General features: G+C 42.5%; 15 protein-coding genes. All 15 read left to right on the top strand.

What is annotated here, in order from left to right; translation table 11 throughout:
* The first annotated feature begins 26 nt into the window (after window positions 1–26).
* The 15 genes from LH47_RS03195 (at window position 27) to ribF (ending at window position 17,170) form a co-directional block, all read left to right on the top strand.
* Window positions 27–791 carry an isoprenyl transferase gene (locus tag LH47_RS03195; protein WP_043964743.1) on the top strand — a complete coding sequence of 255 codons (765 nt, stop codon included), beginning with the start codon at window positions 27–29 and terminating at the stop codon, window positions 789–791.
* Window positions 792–797: 6 nt separating this feature from the next.
* Window positions 798–1,565 carry a phosphatidate cytidylyltransferase gene (locus tag LH47_RS03190; RefSeq protein WP_043964742.1) on the top strand — a complete coding sequence of 256 codons (768 nt, stop codon included), beginning with the start codon at window positions 798–800 and terminating at the stop codon, window positions 1,563–1,565.
* 7 nt (window positions 1,566–1,572) lie between these two features.
* Window positions 1,573–2,727 (top strand): 1-deoxy-D-xylulose-5-phosphate reductoisomerase, encoded by a 1,155-nt coding sequence (dxr, locus tag LH47_RS03185; RefSeq protein ID WP_084221236.1) that lies wholly within the window; start codon window positions 1,573–1,575, stop codon window positions 2,725–2,727.
* A 15-nt stretch (window positions 2,728–2,742) separates the two neighbouring features.
* Window positions 2,743–3,999 (top strand): RIP metalloprotease RseP, encoded by a 1,257-nt coding sequence (gene rseP / locus LH47_RS03180; RefSeq protein WP_043964739.1) that lies wholly within the window; start codon window positions 2,743–2,745, stop codon window positions 3,997–3,999.
* A gap of 27 nt (window positions 4,000–4,026) precedes the next feature.
* Window positions 4,027–5,721 carry a proline--tRNA ligase gene (locus LH47_RS03175; RefSeq protein WP_043964737.1) on the top strand — a complete coding sequence of 565 codons (1,695 nt, stop codon included), beginning with the start codon at window positions 4,027–4,029 and terminating at the stop codon, window positions 5,719–5,721.
* A gap of 99 nt (window positions 5,722–5,820) precedes the next feature.
* On the top strand, window positions 5,821–10,113 hold the full coding sequence (locus LH47_RS03170) for a PolC-type DNA polymerase III (protein WP_043964735.1): 4,293 nt from the start codon (window positions 5,821–5,823) through the stop codon (window positions 10,111–10,113).
* Between the two features lie 149 nt (window positions 10,114–10,262).
* Complete coding sequence (gene rimP, locus LH47_RS03165; protein ID WP_043964733.1) at window positions 10,263–10,733, top strand: ribosome maturation factor RimP; 471 nt, start codon at window positions 10,263–10,265, stop codon at window positions 10,731–10,733.
* A gap of 27 nt (window positions 10,734–10,760) precedes the next feature.
* The gene (gene nusA, locus LH47_RS03160) at window positions 10,761–11,864 is read left to right on the top strand and encodes a transcription termination factor NusA (protein WP_006322329.1); all 1,104 of its coding nucleotides are present in this window, start codon (window positions 10,761–10,763) and stop codon (window positions 11,862–11,864) included.
* 1 nt (window position 11,865) lies between these two features.
* On the top strand, window positions 11,866–12,150 hold the full coding sequence (rnpM, locus tag LH47_RS03155) for an RNase P modulator RnpM (protein ID WP_009732926.1): 285 nt from the start codon (window positions 11,866–11,868) through the stop codon (window positions 12,148–12,150).
* Window positions 12,140–12,439: a YlxQ family RNA-binding protein gene (locus LH47_RS03150; RefSeq protein ID WP_021094175.1), complete on the top strand. Its 300-nt coding sequence runs from the start codon at window positions 12,140–12,142 to the stop codon at window positions 12,437–12,439. The genes rnpM and LH47_RS03150 overlap by 11 nt, the downstream gene beginning before the upstream one ends.
* Before the next feature lie 18 nt (window positions 12,440–12,457).
* Window positions 12,458–14,632 carry a translation initiation factor IF-2 gene (gene infB, locus LH47_RS03145; RefSeq protein ID WP_043964729.1) on the top strand — a complete coding sequence of 725 codons (2,175 nt, stop codon included), beginning with the start codon at window positions 12,458–12,460 and terminating at the stop codon, window positions 14,630–14,632.
* Window positions 14,629–14,907 (top strand): DUF503 domain-containing protein, encoded by a 279-nt coding sequence (locus LH47_RS03140; RefSeq protein WP_003394815.1) that lies wholly within the window; start codon window positions 14,629–14,631, stop codon window positions 14,905–14,907. The genes infB and LH47_RS03140 overlap by 4 nt, the downstream gene beginning before the upstream one ends.
* Window positions 14,908–14,921: 14 nt before the next feature.
* Complete coding sequence (gene rbfA, locus LH47_RS03135) at window positions 14,922–15,281, top strand: 30S ribosome-binding factor RbfA (protein WP_003394813.1); 360 nt, start codon at window positions 14,922–14,924, stop codon at window positions 15,279–15,281.
* A gap of 47 nt (window positions 15,282–15,328) precedes the next feature.
* Window positions 15,329–16,225, top strand: coding sequence for a tRNA pseudouridine(55) synthase TruB (gene truB, locus LH47_RS03130; protein WP_043964727.1), 897 nt, complete (start codon window positions 15,329–15,331; stop codon window positions 16,223–16,225).
* A 9-nt stretch (window positions 16,226–16,234) separates the two neighbouring features.
* Window positions 16,235–17,170 carry a bifunctional riboflavin kinase/FAD synthetase gene (gene ribF / locus LH47_RS03125; RefSeq protein WP_043964783.1) on the top strand — a complete coding sequence of 312 codons (936 nt, stop codon included), beginning with the start codon at window positions 16,235–16,237 and terminating at the stop codon, window positions 17,168–17,170.
* Window positions 17,171–17,458 lie beyond the last annotated feature (288 nt).

The raw sequence follows: 17,458 nt of genomic DNA, 5'->3' as shown, positions 1-17,458 counted from the left end.
CGATCAAAGCTGGAGGACATGCGCTTATGTTTGAAAAGATGAAAAGATGGAAAAACAAAGAAGAAGTGTATTCAAAAGAAACCGTTTTACAAGGACCGATTCCTGCGCATGTGGCGATCATTATGGACGGAAACGGACGATGGGCGAAAAAACGTGCATTGCCACGGATGGCTGGACATTACGAAGGTATGCAAACGGTGCGAAAAATTACGCGCTTTGCCAACGAAATAGGTGTGGAAGTGTTAACGTTATATGCATTTTCAACAGAAAATTGGAAACGACCGAAAACAGAAGTCGATTATTTAATGCAGCTTCCTGAACAGTTTTTAACGACATTTTTGCCCGAGTTAATTGCAGAAAACGTACAAGTGCGCGTCATGGGACATAAAGACCAACTACCTTTACATACGTTGCGTGCAGTCGATCAGGCGATCGAACAGACGAAACAAAATACCGGTTTAATTTTAAACTTTGCCTTAAACTACGGAAGTCGTGCAGAAATTGTACATGCCGTTCAAAAACTTGTTGACGATGTACAAAACGGAGCGATTCAAGCAAGCGATGTCGATGAACAGTTGTTTCATTCTTATTTAATGACAAACGATTTGCCTGATCCTGATTTGCTTATTCGCACAAGCGGGGAAATTCGTTTAAGTAACTTTATGCTTTGGCAGTTAGCGTATACAGAGTTTTGGTTTACAGATGTATTATGGCCAGACTTCACAGAACAACACTTTTTACAGGCGGTACATGAATTTCAGCAACGTAGCCGCCGATTTGGAGGCGTATAATTTCATATGAAACAAAGAATTGTGACAGCAATTATTGCAGCTTCAGTCTTTTTACCGATCGTCATATATGGCGGATGGCCATTTTTAGTCTTAACGTATATACTCGCTACGATTGGTTTATTTGAACTTACTCGCATGAAAAAAATGTCGCTTTTTTCGTTTCCAAGCATCGTTAGTTTTCTTGTATTATGGCTCTTTTTATATCCGTATGAACATATGATAAACATATGGATCCTCATCATCGGACTCTTTTTGTTGCTCATTTATACGGTCATATCCAAAAACGCGTTTACGTTTGACGATGTTGGGTTTATGATTGCTTCTTTGCTATATGTAGGCGTTGGGTTTTATTCGTTTTTTCACGTGCGTGAAGCAGGGTTGTCGTATATTTTTTATGCGCTCTTTTTAATTTGGGCAACGGATAGCGGAGCGTACTTTATTGGTCGAGCGCTTGGAAAACGAAAACTGTGGGAGCACATTAGCCCGAACAAAACAGTTGAAGGTGCTATTGGAGGCATTTTATGTGCACTTTTTGTTGTCAGTGTTTATGAGTGGTTATTACCGTTTGCTCCATCTTTTCCAATGTTACTTATTGCGACAGTCATTTTATCTGTTTTCGGCCAGCTCGGTGACTTAGTGGAATCCGCGTTCAAACGGCATTATGGAGTAAAAGATTCAGGTGCTATTTTGCCGGGACATGGCGGCATTTTAGATCGCTTTGATAGTTTGTTGTTTATTTTACCAATTTTACACTTGTTTTACCTCATTGTTTAAAAAAGGAGTGGACAGCTTGCGAGCAATTAGTTTATTAGGAGCGACGGGCTCGATTGGAATGCAAACGTTAGACGTCATTCGTGCTCATGGCGATGCGTTTCGTCTCGTTGCTTTTTCAGCTGGACGAAATATAGAGCAGGCAAGAATCATCATTGAACAATTTTCACCAAAAGTTGTATGTGTTGCCCAAAAAGAAGATGCCGACATGTTGCAGAGGGAATATATTGGGCGAGTGCGCATCGTTTCAGGTGAAGATGGGCTCATTGAAGTGGCGACAGTTCAAGAAGCTGACATTGTCGTCAATGCGGTAGTAGGAAGCGTTGGACTAGTGCCTACGTTAAAAGCGATTGAGGCGAAAAAAACAATTGCGCTAGCTAATAAAGAAACGTTAGTTACCGCAGGCCATCTCGTCATGAAGCACGCGATCGATTACGGTGTGTCGATTTTGCCTGTGGACAGTGAACATTCCGCTATTTTCCAATGTTTACAAGGAGAACAACAAAAAAATATCGAATGTATTATTTTGACGGCATCAGGCGGCAGTTTTCGCGATCGCACGCGCGAGCAGCTAGAACATGTCACGGTCGAAGAAGCGCTAAAACATCCGAATTGGTCGATGGGAGCAAAAATTACGATCGACTCTGCAACGATGATGAATAAAGGGCTTGAAGTCATTGAAGCACATTGGTTGTTCCACCTACCGTACGAACAAATTGACGTTCTTCTACATAAAGAAAGCATCATTCATTCCATGGTGCAATTTCATGACGGAAGTGTCATTGCTCAGCTTGGAACGCCAGATATGCGCGTACCGATTCAATATGCGCTAACGTATCCTGATCGTTTTCCGCTACATATCGAACGACTGAACTTAGCACAAGTAGCCACGTTGCATTTTCAAAAAGTGGACATGAACCGGTTCCGTTGTTTACAATTTGCTTATGAGGCAGGAAAAATAGGTGGAACGATGCCGACCGTATTAAATGCAGCAAATGAAGAAGCAGTGGCAGCCTTTTTAGCCGGACGAATATCGTTTTTAGCGATTGAACAATGCATTGAACAAGCGATGGAGCGGCACGTGCCGATTGCTCATCCAGATCTTGAGACGATTCGCGAAGTCGATCGTGAAACGAGACAATATGTAAAATCACTACACATGTAAAAGGTGGTTGAAACGTTGGAAACAGTTATCGCTTTTATTGTCATTTTTGGTGCGCTTGTGTTTTTTCATGAATTAGGGCACTTCATTTTCGCGAAACGAGCAGGCATTTTATGTCGCGAATTTGCGATTGGATTCGGTCCGAAAGTATTTTCGATGAAAAAGGGAGAAACGACATATACGATTCGTTTGCTCCCGCTCGGCGGTTTTGTGCGCATGGCCGGTGAAGATCCAGAAATGATTGACGTGAAGCGCGGTCAAGTTGTCGGCTTATTGTTTCATGAAGACGGGAAAGTGAAAAAAGTGATCGTCAATCACAAAGACGAATATCCCGATGCGAAAATCATTGAAGTAGAACGCGCTGATTTTGAACATGAGTTATATATTGAAGGATATGAAGGCGATGATGAGCGTTTACAACGCTTTGAATTAAGCGATCGTGCTTATATCGTCATCGATCGAGAGGAAGTGCAAATTGCGCCTTACGATCGTCAATTTGGTTCCAAAACGCTCGGACAGCGCGCGATGGCCATTTTTGCTGGTCCGATGATGAATTTTATTTTAGCGCTTGTCATTTTCATTCTTATCGGACTGCTGCAAGGTTATCCGGTTGATAAACCAGTGATTGGTGAATTGACAGAGGATGGTGCTGCACGTCAAGCTGGGCTACAACAAGGGGATATCGTCATTTCCATTGATGGACAGCCGATGTCTTCTTGGACAGATGTTGTGACAATCATTCGAAAAAGCCCGGAAAAACCGCTTCAATTTCAAGTCAATCGCAACGGTCAAATGATTGATCTCACCGTCGCACCAGAAAAGAAAACAATCGAAGGCGAGACGATCGGTTTGATCGGTGTGTATGGACCGATGGAAAAGTCGTTTGTCGGAGCGATCAAACAAGGAGCGTTCGAGACGTATTATTGGACAAAAGAAATCATCGTTGGATTAGGTCATTTATTGACGGGGAAATTTTCTTTTGATATGTTGTCCGGACCTGTTGGCATTGCTGTTTCGACTCATAAAGTCGCTCAATCCGGCGTGTATTACTTAATGAAATGGGGAGCGATTTTAAGCATTAACTTAGGCATTATTAACTTGCTTCCACTTCCGGCGCTTGACGGAGGACGGTTAACGTTTTTTGCGATTGAAGCGTTGCGTGGAAAACCGATTGATCGTCAAAAAGAAGGTATTGTACACTTTATCGGTTTTGCCCTTCTTATGTTGCTTATGCTTGTTGTTACATGGAATGACATTCAAAAATTTTTCTTATAATTAAATGGAGTAAGAGGTGCTAAAAAAATGAAGCAAAGTATGTCGTTTATTCCTACATTACGTGAAGTACCGGCAGATGCGGAAATTAAAAGCCATCAACTGCTGCTTCGCGCCGGCTTTATTCGCCAAAATGCAAGCGGCGTGTATAGCTTTTTGCCACTTGGTAAGCGCGTGCTGCAAAAAATTGAAGCGATCATTCGCGAAGAAATGGAGCGTGCTGGTGCTATTGAACTGTTGATGCCAGCGCTTCAACAAGCGGAATTATGGCAAGAATCAGGCCGTTGGTATTCATACGGACCAGAATTAATGCGTTTAAAAGATCGTCACGATCGCGACTTTGCGCTCGGTGCGACACATGAAGAAGTCATTACGGCGCTCGTTCGTGATGAAGTGAAATCGTATAAACGGTTACCGCTTACGCTTTATCAAATTCAAACGAAGTTTCGCGATGAAAAACGTCCGCGCTTCGGTTTGCTTCGCGGTCGCGAATTTATTATGAAAGACGCGTATTCATTTCACGCTTCACAAGAAAGTTTAGACGAAGTGTACAATAAAATGTACGAAGCATATGCGAACGTGTTCCGACGTTGCGGATTAAATTTCCGTGCTGTCATTGCGGATTCTGGCGCAATGGGTGGCAAAGATACGCATGAATTTATGGTTTTATCCGATGTTGGTGAAGACACGATTGCATATTCAGATTCGTCTGATTATGCAGCGAACATTGAAATGGCGCCGGTGATTACGAATTATGAGCGTAGTGATGAACCGCATGCACCGCTTGAGAAAGTGCATACACCAGAACAACGTTCCATTGAAGAAGTAAGCCAATTTCTTCAAGTACCAAAAGAAAAATGCATCAAGTCGTTACTATTTAAAGTAGACGATCGCTATGTCCTCGTTCTTGTGCGCGGTGATCATGAAGTGAATGATGTAAAAGTAAAAAATATACTAGAAGCAACTGTTGTAGAATTGGCAACGCCAGAAGAAACGAAGCAAGTGATGAACTGTGAAATTGGTTCACTTGGCCCGATTGGTGTTCGTGATGGTGTCCTCGTTTTAGCTGACCATGCGGTAAAAGCGGTTGTCAACGGTGTGTGTGGAGCGAATGAAGCGCACTACCATTATAAAGGGGTCAATCCAGATCGTGATTTTTCTGCGCAATATGCAGATGTTCGTTTCATTCAAGAAGGAGATCCGTCACCAGATGGAAAAGGGACGATTCGTTTTGCGCGCGGAATTGAAGTTGGACACGTATTTAAACTCGGAACGCGTTATAGCGAAGCGATGAATGCGACGTATTTAGATGAAAACGGACGTACGCAGCCGATGATTATGGGGTGTTATGGTATCGGTGTATCGCGTACGCTTGCGGCAATTGCTGAGCAATATAACGATGAGCATGGACTCATATGGCCAACTGCGGTTGCTCCTTTCCACATTCACTTAATTTCTGTAAATCCAAAAGTGGACGAGCAACGAGAGCTTGCCGATGAATGGTATGTACGTTTGCAACAAGAAGGGTTCGAAGTGTTATATGACGATCGTGCCGAGCGTCCAGGAGTCAAATTTGCTGACAGCGATTTAATTGGGTTACCTGTGCGTGTAACAGTCGGAAAGCGTGCAAATGAAGGAATTGTTGAAGTAAAAGTACGAAAAACAGGTGAAACAGAAGAAGTACACGTGTCGCAATTAGTTGAAACGTTGCGCCGTTACTTATAGGCGGAGAGGGGGATCCCCCCCTCTTTCTGTCGTCTATCGCTCCCAAACGATGTATAAAAAAGAGAGGGAGGTGTACCGTTACATTTTTTGTAACGAACAATGATGAGGGAAGAACAAAAAGAACGATTTTCGATTTTATTACAACAACTACGGCTTTCTTCGCATATGGCAGATGACTTATTGCATGGACAAATTGAAAAAGTAGTTGTTGATAAACAAATGAAATGTTGGCACTTTTATTTTCGCTTTCCTACGATCTTACGGGCGCACGTATATGCTGAGTTTCGTAAACGACTAATCGAACAATTTCGCCATATTGCCCATGTGCAATGCACGATAGAAGTAGAGGATCAAACGTTTACTGCCGAAGATGTTGTGTCGTACTGGCCAATATTTGTTGACACGATTCAACAAGCATCGCCGCTTTTTTCACTACTTACACAACAGCAACCGGAAGTAAAAGGAACGAAAGTCACTGTACAAGCGCGTAATGAGGCAGAAGCGATCGCGTTAAAAAAGCGATTTGCGGAAATGTTCGCTGCGACGTATGTTTCTTTCGGATTTCCGCACTTGCAGTTAGAAGCTAGTGTAAAACACGATGAGCAGCAGTTTGAACAATTTTTAGCGCAAAAACAAAAAGAAGATGAAGAACGAGCGTTAGCCGCGTTTATGGAAGCAATGCCGAAACAAGAAGATCCTACTGTAAGTGAAACAAGCGGTCCGCTTGTGATCGGCTATCAAATTAAAGATGACGAACATATTCGTCCGCTCGATCAAATTGTAGAGGAAGAACGTCGCGTCACTGTGCAAGGATACATTTTTGATGCTGAAGCAAAAGAACTAAAAAGCGGACGTACGTTATTGACGTTAAAAATAACAGACTATACAAATTCGATTCTTGTCAAAATGTTCTCACGCGATAAAGAAGACGCCGAACTTATGCAGCGTGTAAAAAAAGGAATGTGGATAAAAGTGCGCGGCAGCGTGCAAAATGACACATTCGTGCGCGATCTTGTGCTTATTGCGAACGATTTGAATGAAGTGAAACCGAATGAACGTCAAGATACAGCGGAAGAAAAACGGGTAGAATTGCACGTTCATACTCAAATGAGCCAAATGGATGCGGTCGCTTCCATTACAAAGCTTGTCGAACAAGCGAAAAAATGGGGGCATGAAGCAATTGCTGTAACGGATCATGCGGTCGTTCAATCGTTTCCGGAAGCATATAGTGCCGGAAAAAAATATGGTGTAAAAATTTTATATGGACTAGAGGCAAATATTGTCGATGACGGGGTACCAATCGCTTATAATGAAGCTCATCGACGGCTAATGGACGATACGTTTGTCGTATTTGACGTGGAAACGACAGGGCTTTCTGCTGTATATGATACAATTATTGAATTAGCAGCGGTCAAAGTAAAAAACGGGGAAATTATCGACCGTTTTGAGTCGTTTGCAAATCCGCATCATCCGCTTTCCGCAACGACAATCGAATTGACGAAAATTACAGATGACATGTTAAAAGACGCGCCAGATGTCGAAGAAGTGTTAGAAAAGTTTTATCATTGGATCGATGATTGTGTGCTCGTTGCTCATAATGCGACGTTTGACATCGGTTTTTTAAATGCAGGATTTAAAAAGATGAATCGAGGTAAAGTAACGAATCCGGTTATTGATACACTTGAACTTGCTCGCTATTTATATCCAGAGTTAAAAAACCATCGTTTAAATACGCTTTGCAAAAAATTTAATATTGAATTAACCCAGCACCATCGCGCGATTTATGACGCAGAGGCGACAGGATATTTACTTATTCATTTGGCGAAAGAACTTGATGAAAAAGGAATTCAATATCTCGACCAATTAAACGAAGCATCGAAAGAACAAGGGGCGTTCCAACGTTCCCGACCGTTTCATGCAACGTTGCTTGTACAAAATGAAGTCGGTTTAAAAAATTTATTTAAACTCGTATCGTTTTCACATGTGAACTATTTTTATCGCGTGCCACGCATCCCACGTTCCGTATTGCAACAACATCGCGAAGGCATTTTAGTCGGATCAGGTTGCGATAAAGGCGAGTTATTTGAAGCGATGATGCAAAAAGGAGTCGAAGAAGCGGAGGCGATTGCACCATTTTACGACTTTCTTGAAGTACATCCGCCAGAAGTATATGCGCCGCTTATTGAGATGGAATACGTACGCGATGAAGCAGCACTCAAAGAAATTATTACAAACATTGTGCAACTTGGCGAACGGCTCGGCATTCCGGTTGTTGCGACTGGAAATGTGCATTACATCAATCGAGAAGATAAAATATATCGCAAAATCTTAATTCATTCACAATCTGGTGGAAATTCGTTAAATCGCCACGAATTGCCAAATGTTCATTTTCGTACGACAAACGAAATGTTAGAAGCGTTTTCATTTCTTGGTGAACAAAAAGCAAAAGAAATTGTTGTGACAAATACGAAAAAAATCGCTCATTTAATCGGAGAAGTGAAACCGATTAAAGATGAATTGTACACACCGAAAATTGAAGGAGCGGACGAAGAAATTCGTCGGATGAGCTATGAACGTGCGAAAAGTATTTATGGTGACCCGCTTCCAGACATCGTTGAAAAACGGTTAGAAAAAGAATTAAAAAGCATTATTGGTCACGGGTTTGCAGTCATTTATTTAATTTCTCATAAACTTGTAAAGAAATCGCTTGATGACGGATATCTTGTCGGTTCACGCGGCTCGGTTGGCTCATCGTTTGTCGCAACGATGACGGAGATCACGGAAGTGAACCCGCTTCCACCGCATTATGTTTGTCCGAACTGTAAACATTCCGAGTTTTTCGATGACGGTTCGGTCGGCTCAGGATTTGACCTGCCGGATAAAAACTGCCCGAAATGTGGCGTTCGATACAATAAAGACGGTCACGATATTCCGTTCGAGACGTTTTTAGGGTTTAAAGGAGATAAAGTGCCAGATATCGATTTAAACTTTTCGGGTGAGTATCAACCGCAAGCGCATAACTATACGAAAGTGTTATTCGGTGAAGATAACGTATATCGTGCAGGAACGATCGGTACTGTCGCTGACAAAACGGCATACGGATTCGTCAAAGGGTATATAAACGATCACAACCTTCATGTGCGCGGGGTGGAAATTGATCGTTTAGCTGCAGGATGTACAGGAGTGAAACGAACGACTGGGCAACATCCAGGTGGGATTATCGTCGTGCCAGATTACATGGATATTTATGACTTTACGCCGATTCAATATCCAGCCGACGATACGAGCGCGGAGTGGCGCACGACGCATTTTGACTTCCACTCTATTCATGATAACTTGTTGAAACTCGATATTCTCGGACACGACGATCCAACGGTCATTCGGATGTTGCAAGATTTAAGTGGAATTGATCCGAAGACGATACCGACAGACGATCCGGAAGTGATGAAAATTTTTAGTAGTACAGAATCGCTTGGCGTGACGCCGGAACAAATTATGTGCAATACCGGAACACTTGGTATTCCAGAGTTTGGTACAAGATTTGTTCGTCAAATGTTAGAGGAAACAAAACCGAAAACATTTTCAGAACTTGTACAAATTTCCGGGTTATCGCATGGAACGGACGTTTGGCTCGGCAATGCACAAGAGCTTATTCAAAATGGGACATGTACGCTATCTGAAGTCATTGGATGTCGTGACGACATTATGGTGTATTTAATTTATCGTGGGTTAGAGCCGTCGTTAGCATTTAAAATTATGGAGTCCGTTCGAAAAGGGAAAGGGTTAACGCCTGAGTTTGAAGAAGAAATGCGCAAACATGATGTGCCAGAATGGTACATTGAATCATGTAAAAAAATTAAATACATGTTCCCGAAAGCGCATGCTGCTGCTTACGTGCTCATGGCTGTTCGCATCGCGTACTTTAAAGTTCACCATCCGCTTCTTTATTACGCATCGTATTTTACTGTGCGTGCAGAAGATTTTGATTTAGATGCGATGATTCAAGGGTCTGCTGCGATTCGTAAACGAATTGAAGAAATTCAAGCAAAAGGGCTCGATGCGTCCCCGAAAGAAAAAAGCTTGTTGACTGTGCTTGAAATTGCTCTTGAAATGTGCGAACGAGGATTTTCGTTCAAAAATATTGATTTGTATCGTTCACAAGCAACAGAGTTCATTATTGATGGAAATTCGCTAATTCCGCCGTTTAATGCGATTCCTGGACTAGGAACAAACGTGGCTCAAAGTATTGTACGCGCACGTGAAGAAGGCGAGTTTTTATCGAAAGAAGATTTGCAACAACGCGGCAAAGTATCGAAAACGATTTTAGAATATCTCGAAAGCCGTGGGTGCTTACAGTCGCTACCGGATCACAATCAATTATCACTCTTTTGAATGAGTTGCAATTTTTTTGCCAATATGTTATAGTTCTAGTTGAAATGGTAAAGATAATGGACAAAAAGAGTGGGGAAACCCACTCTTTCGTATTGATTCGAGATTCCTTGCCAACCGCAAGGGATTTTCTTGCAGTTAGGAGGACCAACATGAAAAAAGTGACGCACATCGTTGAGGAGCTCGTTACCCCGATCGTGACAGATATGGGTTTAGAACTTGTCGACATTGAATATGTGAAAGAAGGAAAGAATTGGTTTTTGCGCGTCTTTATTGATTCACCAACTGGAATTGATATCGATCAATGCGGTGTCGTAAGCGAACGATTAAGTGAAAAGCTTGATGAAATCGATCCGATTCCGCACAATTATTTTTTAGAAGTATCGTCACCGGGAGCAGAACGTCCGCTTAAAAAGGCGAAAGATTTTGAACGCGCCGTTGGGAAAAACGTTTATGTGAAAACGTATGAGCCAATTGATGGCCAAAAAGAATTTGAAGGACTATTAACTGCATTTGATGGTCAAACGGTGACCGTAGAAATAAAAGTCAAAACAAAGAAAAAAATAGTGACCATTCCATACGAAAAAGTAGCTAGTGCACGGCTAGCTGTCATTTTCTCTTAATTCACATTAAAGGGGGACGACCGGTTCATGAATACAGAGTTGTTGGATGCCCTAACGGCGCTCGAGCGCGATAAAGGCATTAGTAAAGAAGTGTTAATTGAAGCGATTGAGGCGGCTATTGTGTCCGCTTATAAACGCAATTTTAATCAAGCGCAAAACGTTCGCGTCGATTTTAATCAAGAGACAGGAACGATTCGCGTATTTGCTCGCAAAGAAGTAGTCGATGAAGTGTACGATTCACGCTTAGAAATTTCGCTTGATGAAGCGAAGCGAATCAATCCAAATTATCAAGTAGGCGATGTCGTTGAAATTGAAGTGACGCCGAAAAACTTCGGACGTATTGCTGCACAAACAGCAAAGCAAGTCGTCACGCAACGCGTTCGCGAAGCAGAGCGCGGAGTCATTTATGCCGAATTTGTTGACCGAGAAGAAGATATTATGACAGGTATTGTTCAGCGGACGGATTCGAAATTTATTTATGTCAGCCTCGGCAAAATTGAGGCGTTGCTTCCGGTGAGCGAACAAATGCCGAATGAAACGTATAAGCCACATGATCGCATTAAAGTGTACATTACAAAAGTCGAAAAAACGACCAAAGGTCCACAAATTTACGTATCTCGCACGCATCCAGGTTTATTAAAGCGATTGTTTGAATTAGAAGTGCCAGAAATTTATGACGGTACAGTAGAAATTAAATCGGTCGCACGCGAAGCAGGAGATCGTTCAAAAATTTCTGTTCATTCCGATAACCCAGAAGTCGATCCGGTTGGCGCGTGTGTTGGACCTAAAGGACAACGGGTACAAGCGATCGTAAACGAGTTAAAAGGCGAAAAAATCGACATCGTTCGTTGGTCAGCGGATCCAGTTGAATTTGTCGCTAATGCGTTAAGCCCATCCAAAGTGCTTGATGTCATTGTCAACGAAGAAGAAAAAGCAACAACGGTCATCGTACCAGATTATCAACTTTCGCTTGCCATTGGGAAACGTGGGCAAAACGCTCGTTTAGCAGCGAAATTAACAAATTGGAAAATTGATATTAAAAGTCAGTCTGAAGCGGAGCAATTAGGTATTTACCCTCGTTCTTCATCATCGTTCCAAGTTGACGAAGAGGAGATTAGTGAGGTGGAATAATATGCCGAAAAAAATTCCGATGCGCAAATGTGTTGTCACAGGGGAAATGAAGCCGAAAAAAGAGCTTATTCGCATCGTTCGTTCAAAAGAAGGCGACGTATCAATTGACCCGACAGGAAAAAAAGCGGGACGCGGTGCATACATTACGCTAAGTAAAGAATGCATTTTGCTTGCGAAAAAGAAAAATACGCTTGCGCATCATTTGAAAGCGACTATTGACGATTCGATTTACGAACAGCTATTACAGCTCGCTGAGAAGGAGAATGGAGAAACAAATGAATCATAAACCGTGGGCTTCTTTTCTCGGATTAGCGAATCGCGCGCGCAAAGTTATTTCGGGAGAAGAGCTCGTTGTGAAAGAAATTCAGCGTCAGCGCGTGAAGCTTGTCATTTTATCGGAAGATGCGTCAGAAAATACGAGAAAAAAAATTTCCGATAAATGTACGTTTTATCGCGTTCCGCTTTGTTATGTAGACAATCGCTATGAATTAGGTGGAGCGATTGGCAAAGGAGCACGGGTCGTTGTAGCAATTACAGATGAAGGATTCGCACAAAAGCTAAAAACGATGCTCTAACATTTTGGGGGTGAATGTATGTCAAAAATGCGTGTATATGAATATGCCAAAAAACATAACGTGTCAAGTAAAGATGTCATCCATAAATTAAAAGAAATGAACATCGACGTATCGAACCATATGACGATGATTGAAGCGGATGTTGTCGAAAAGCTAGATCGTTCGTTCAAAAAAGAACAAAAACAAGAAATGAAAAAAGAAGAAGAAAAGACAGTACCTGTGAAAAAACCTGTTTTAGAACAGTTTGAAGAAGATGAGGATGAAGTCATTCAAACGAAAGTGCCGATCAAAAAAGCAGTAGTAAAAAATCGCGAAGGGAAAAAACACGACTTGCAAATTCAACAAAAAGAAAAGAAAATTTTCAATAACAAAAAAAATAAAAAACAAAAACCTCAGCAAGCTCCACAACAAGAAGTGCAAAAGAAGAAAGAAAAAGAGCTTCCGAAAAAAATTACATTTGAAGGTTCTTTAACGGTCGCAGAGTTAGCAAAAAAATTAGGCAAAGAGCCTTCTGAAATTATTAAAAAGCTATTTATGCTCGGCATCATTGCAACAATTAACAAAGATTTGGACAAGGATGCGATCGAGCTCATTTGCTCTGACTACGGTGTAGAAGTAGAAGAAAAAGTGACGATTGACGAAACTGAATTTGAGACGATCGAAATTGTTGATCATCCAGAAGATTTAGTTGAACGCCCGCCTGTTGTGACGATTATGGGACACGTTGACCACGGAAAAACAACGTTGCTTGACTCGATTCGCCATACGAAAGTAACGGAACAAGAAGCTGGCGGTATTACACAACATATCGGTGCGTATCAAGTTGTTGTAAACGGCAAAAAAATCACATTTTTAGATACACCTGGTCACGAAGCATTTACAACGATGCGTGCACGTGGTGCACAAGTAACAGACATCGTCATTCTTGTTGTCGCAGCAGATGACGGAGTGATGCCGCAAACTGTTGAAGCGATTAACCATGCGAAAGCGGCAAAGGTTCCAATTATTGTCGCGGTCAATAAAATCGATAAGCCAACAGCGAATCCAGATCGCGTCATGCAAGAGCTAATGGAATATGAGCTCGTTCCAGAAGAATGGGGCGGCGATACAATTTATTGTAAACTATCTGCGTTAACAGGAGAAGGGATTGACAATTTGCTTGAAATGATTTTGCTTGTGAGCGAAATGGAAGAATTAAAAGCAAATCCAAACCGCCGTGCGACGGGAACGGTCATTGAAGCGAAGCTCGATAAAGGTCGCGGCCCGGTGGCAACTCTTCTCGTTCAATCAGGTACGTTGCGCGTTGGTGATCCGATCGTTGTCGGTTATACGTACGGACGTGTACGGGCGATGACGAATGACCTTGGACGTCGTGTGAAAGAAGCGGGTCCATCGACGCCAGTTGAAATTACTGGATTAAACGAGGTGCCGCAAGCAGGCGATCGTTTCATGGTGTTTGAAGACGAGAAAAAAGCACGTCAAATTGGTGAAGCTCGCGCCCAAAAACAAATTGCCCAACAACGAAGCGTAAAAGCGCGCGTTAGCTTAGACGACTTGTTTGAAAAAATTAAGCAAGGCGAAATGAAAGAATTAAATATTATTGTGAAAGCGGACGTACAAGGTTCCGTAGAAGCGCTCGTTGCGGCATTACAAAAAATCGAAGTCGAAGGAGTGCGCGTCAAGATTATTCACTCTGGCGTCGGCGCGGTAACAGAATACGACATTATGCTCGCATCCGCATCAAATGCGATTGTCATCGGTTTTAACGTTCGTCCGGATGCGAACGCAAAACGTGTCGCGGAAGCAGAAAAGGTCGATATTCGTCTTCATCGCATCATTTACAAAGTGATTGAAGAAATTGAAGCAGCGATGAAAGGGATGCTTGATCCAGAGTACGAAGAAAAAGTGATCGGTCAAGCGGAAGTGCGTCAAACGTTCAAAGTATCAAAAGTCGGTACAATTGCAGGATGCTATGTGACAGATGGAAAAATTACGCGCGATAGTAGCGTCCGTCTCATTCGTCAAGGCATCGTCGTTTACGAAGGACAAATTGATACGTTAAAACGTTACAAAGACGATGTAAAAGAAGTCGCACAAGGGTACGAGTGCGGGATAACGATTAAAAACTTTAATGACATTAAAGAAGGCGACGTCATTGAAGCATATATGATGCAAGAAGTGGAGCGCAAATGATCGGATACGTCGAATGTGAATGCATCATTTACGACGTCCAATCATTGAAAGAAAAACGAGCCGTGTTGCAACGCGTTGTCACACGGCTTAAACAAAAATATAATATATCTGTAGCCGAAGTAGATTATCAAAACGTATGGCAACGAACGAAGCTAGGGATTGTAGCGATTACAGCCGAGCGAACGGCGACGGAACAAGAGCTACATCGGGCGTTACAATTCATCGATTCGTTTCCAGAAATCGAACGAACGGTTACAACATTCGAGTGGTTTTAATCGAGGTGATGACAATGAGTTTGCGAGCCACACGTGTAGGCGAACAAATGAAAAAAGAATTAAGCGATATTATCGGACGCAAACTAAAAGACCCACGCATCGGTTTCGTTACCGTAACAGATGTTCGTGTGACGGGTGATTTGCAACAAGCAAAAGTGTATATTTCTGTTCTTGGTGACGAAGAACAAAAGAAAAATACGCTAAAAGGGTTAGCGAAAGCAACGGGCTTTATCCGTTCAGAAATTGGTCAGCGTATTCGTTTGCGCAAGACGCCGGAAATTTACTTCGAAATTGATGAAACGATCGATTACGGTCAACGAATTGAAAGTTTAATTAAACAAATTTCAGAAGAAAAAGAACATAAAGAAGAATAATGGATAGACGTGCGTCTATCCATTTCCGCTATTTTAGAGGTGAAGCGATGGACGGAGTGTTATTGTTACATAAACCTGCAGGCATGACGTCACACGACTGCGTCATGCGCATTCGTAAGTTATTCCAAACGAAAAAAGTTGGTCATACAGGAACGCTTGATCCTGACGTAAGTGGTGTATTGCCCATTTGCATCGGCAAAGCAACAAAAATCGTTGAACTATTAACAGCGGAGAGAAAAACTTATGAAGGGGAAGTGACGTTAGGCATAGCGACGACAACAGAAGATGCGTCGGGTGACATCGTTTCAGCGAAACCGATTGAACAGCCGATTTTTCGTCATGACATTGAACGAGTATTTGCTAATCTCACAGGGGACATTGAACAAGTGCCACCGATGTATTCCGCAGTAAAAGTAAATGGAAAAAAACTATATGAGTATGCACGCGCAGGTATTGACGTAGAACGACCGAAACGAAACGTCCACATTTTTGAACTGCTCCTTCTTGATGACAGAAAAGTATTTACAGGTGAACGTATATCGTTTCGTTTTCGTGTGACATGTAGTAAAGGGACATACGTGCGTACACTCGCTGTTCAAATCGGCGAGCGACTTGGGTATCCGGCGCACATGTCACATCTTGTTCGCACAGCGTCAGGACCGTTTACGCTCGATCAATGCGTGTCGTTTGCCGACATTGAACAGCATGTCGTAGCTGGTACAGCGCATACGTTACTTTTACCGATTAAACGAGCGCTAGTTCATTTCCCGACGTATGTCATGAGTAAGGAAGAAGAGGAAAAGGTAAAACATGGGGCGCTTTTACCTATTTTACCTTCTATGCCAGAGCGTCTGTTAATGGTTAATGAACAAGGTGAAGCGTTAGCCATTTATATGCCTCATCCGACAAAGCAAAGCTATATGAAACCTTTAAAAGTATTGTAGGTGAAAACGATGAAAACCATTTGGCTGTCCCATCCGTTCAACAAAAAAAATGACGACCCACTTGCTATGGCGCTCGGTTATTTTGACGGTGTTCATCTTGGACATCAAAAAGTCATTCAAACGGCAAAACAAATCGCTGATCAATATGGATACAAAAGCGCGGTTATGACTTTCCATCCGCATCCGTCCGTCGTGCTCGGGCGCTCACAACAACATGTTCGATTTATTACACCATTAAAAGAAAAAGAAAAACAAATTGCAAAACTTGGCGTTGATTATTTATACGTTGTTGAATTTACGCCTGAATTTGCCTATTTGTTGCCGCAACAATTTGTCGACGAATACATCATCGGTCTTGGCGTGAAGCATGTCGTGGCAGGATTTGATTTTACCTACGGCCGCTTAGGAAAAGGGACGATGGAAACATTGCCGTTTCATTCTCGTGAACAATTTACGCAAACCGTCATTCCAAAACAGACGTTTGGGAAGGAAAAAATTAGCTCCACATATATTCGGCAACGGTTAGCTGAAGGGGACGTGGAACAGCTACCTCATTTGCTCGGAAGATGGTATGAAGTAACGGGCACAGTCATTCATGGGGATAAACGCGGACGGACGATCGGATTTCCAACGGCAAACGTTGCGCTTGACGATGAATATATCATCCCGCGCATTGGTGTATATGCTGTCACGGTAACGGTAGACGACAACACGTGGACGGGGGTATGCAACGTCGGGTATAAGCCGACATTCCGCGTCCAACAACAAACAGATCCAATGATTGAAGTGCATTTGTTTGACTTTTCGGCAGACATTTACGGTGCACATGTACGTATTCAATGGCATAAACGATTGCGTGATGAACGAGCATTTTCTTCCGTTCACGAGCTCGTTGAACAAATTCATCGCGATGCTCAAGCGGCACGCGAATATTTTCAAGTGTGAGTAAAATATTTGTGGGTGACATTCAGGAATGATTCCCCGACGAGGGTTGCGAACTTTTGTTCGCGACGCTCGTCGGGGCCACCAAGCGAAGCGCGGTAGAAAAAAGCAAATGTCATGCAAAAAGGACTCTCTCCCTGCTATGATGGTGATGACCAACATCAATAAAACAGGAGGGAGAGAGTCCATGAAACATTTTACCACAGAATGGCCTTTATTAAAAGAGCTGGAGGAACAATTAGTCAGAACTCTTCAAAAGGTGTTCGCTGTCTTGTTGGCGGCCCTTTTGGA

This window comes from Anoxybacillus thermarum (genome assembly GCF_000836725.1).
Lineage (GTDB): Bacteria > Bacillota > Bacilli > Bacillales > Anoxybacillaceae > Anoxybacillus > Anoxybacillus thermarum.
This window is presented reverse-complemented; position numbering and strand designations above follow the sequence as displayed.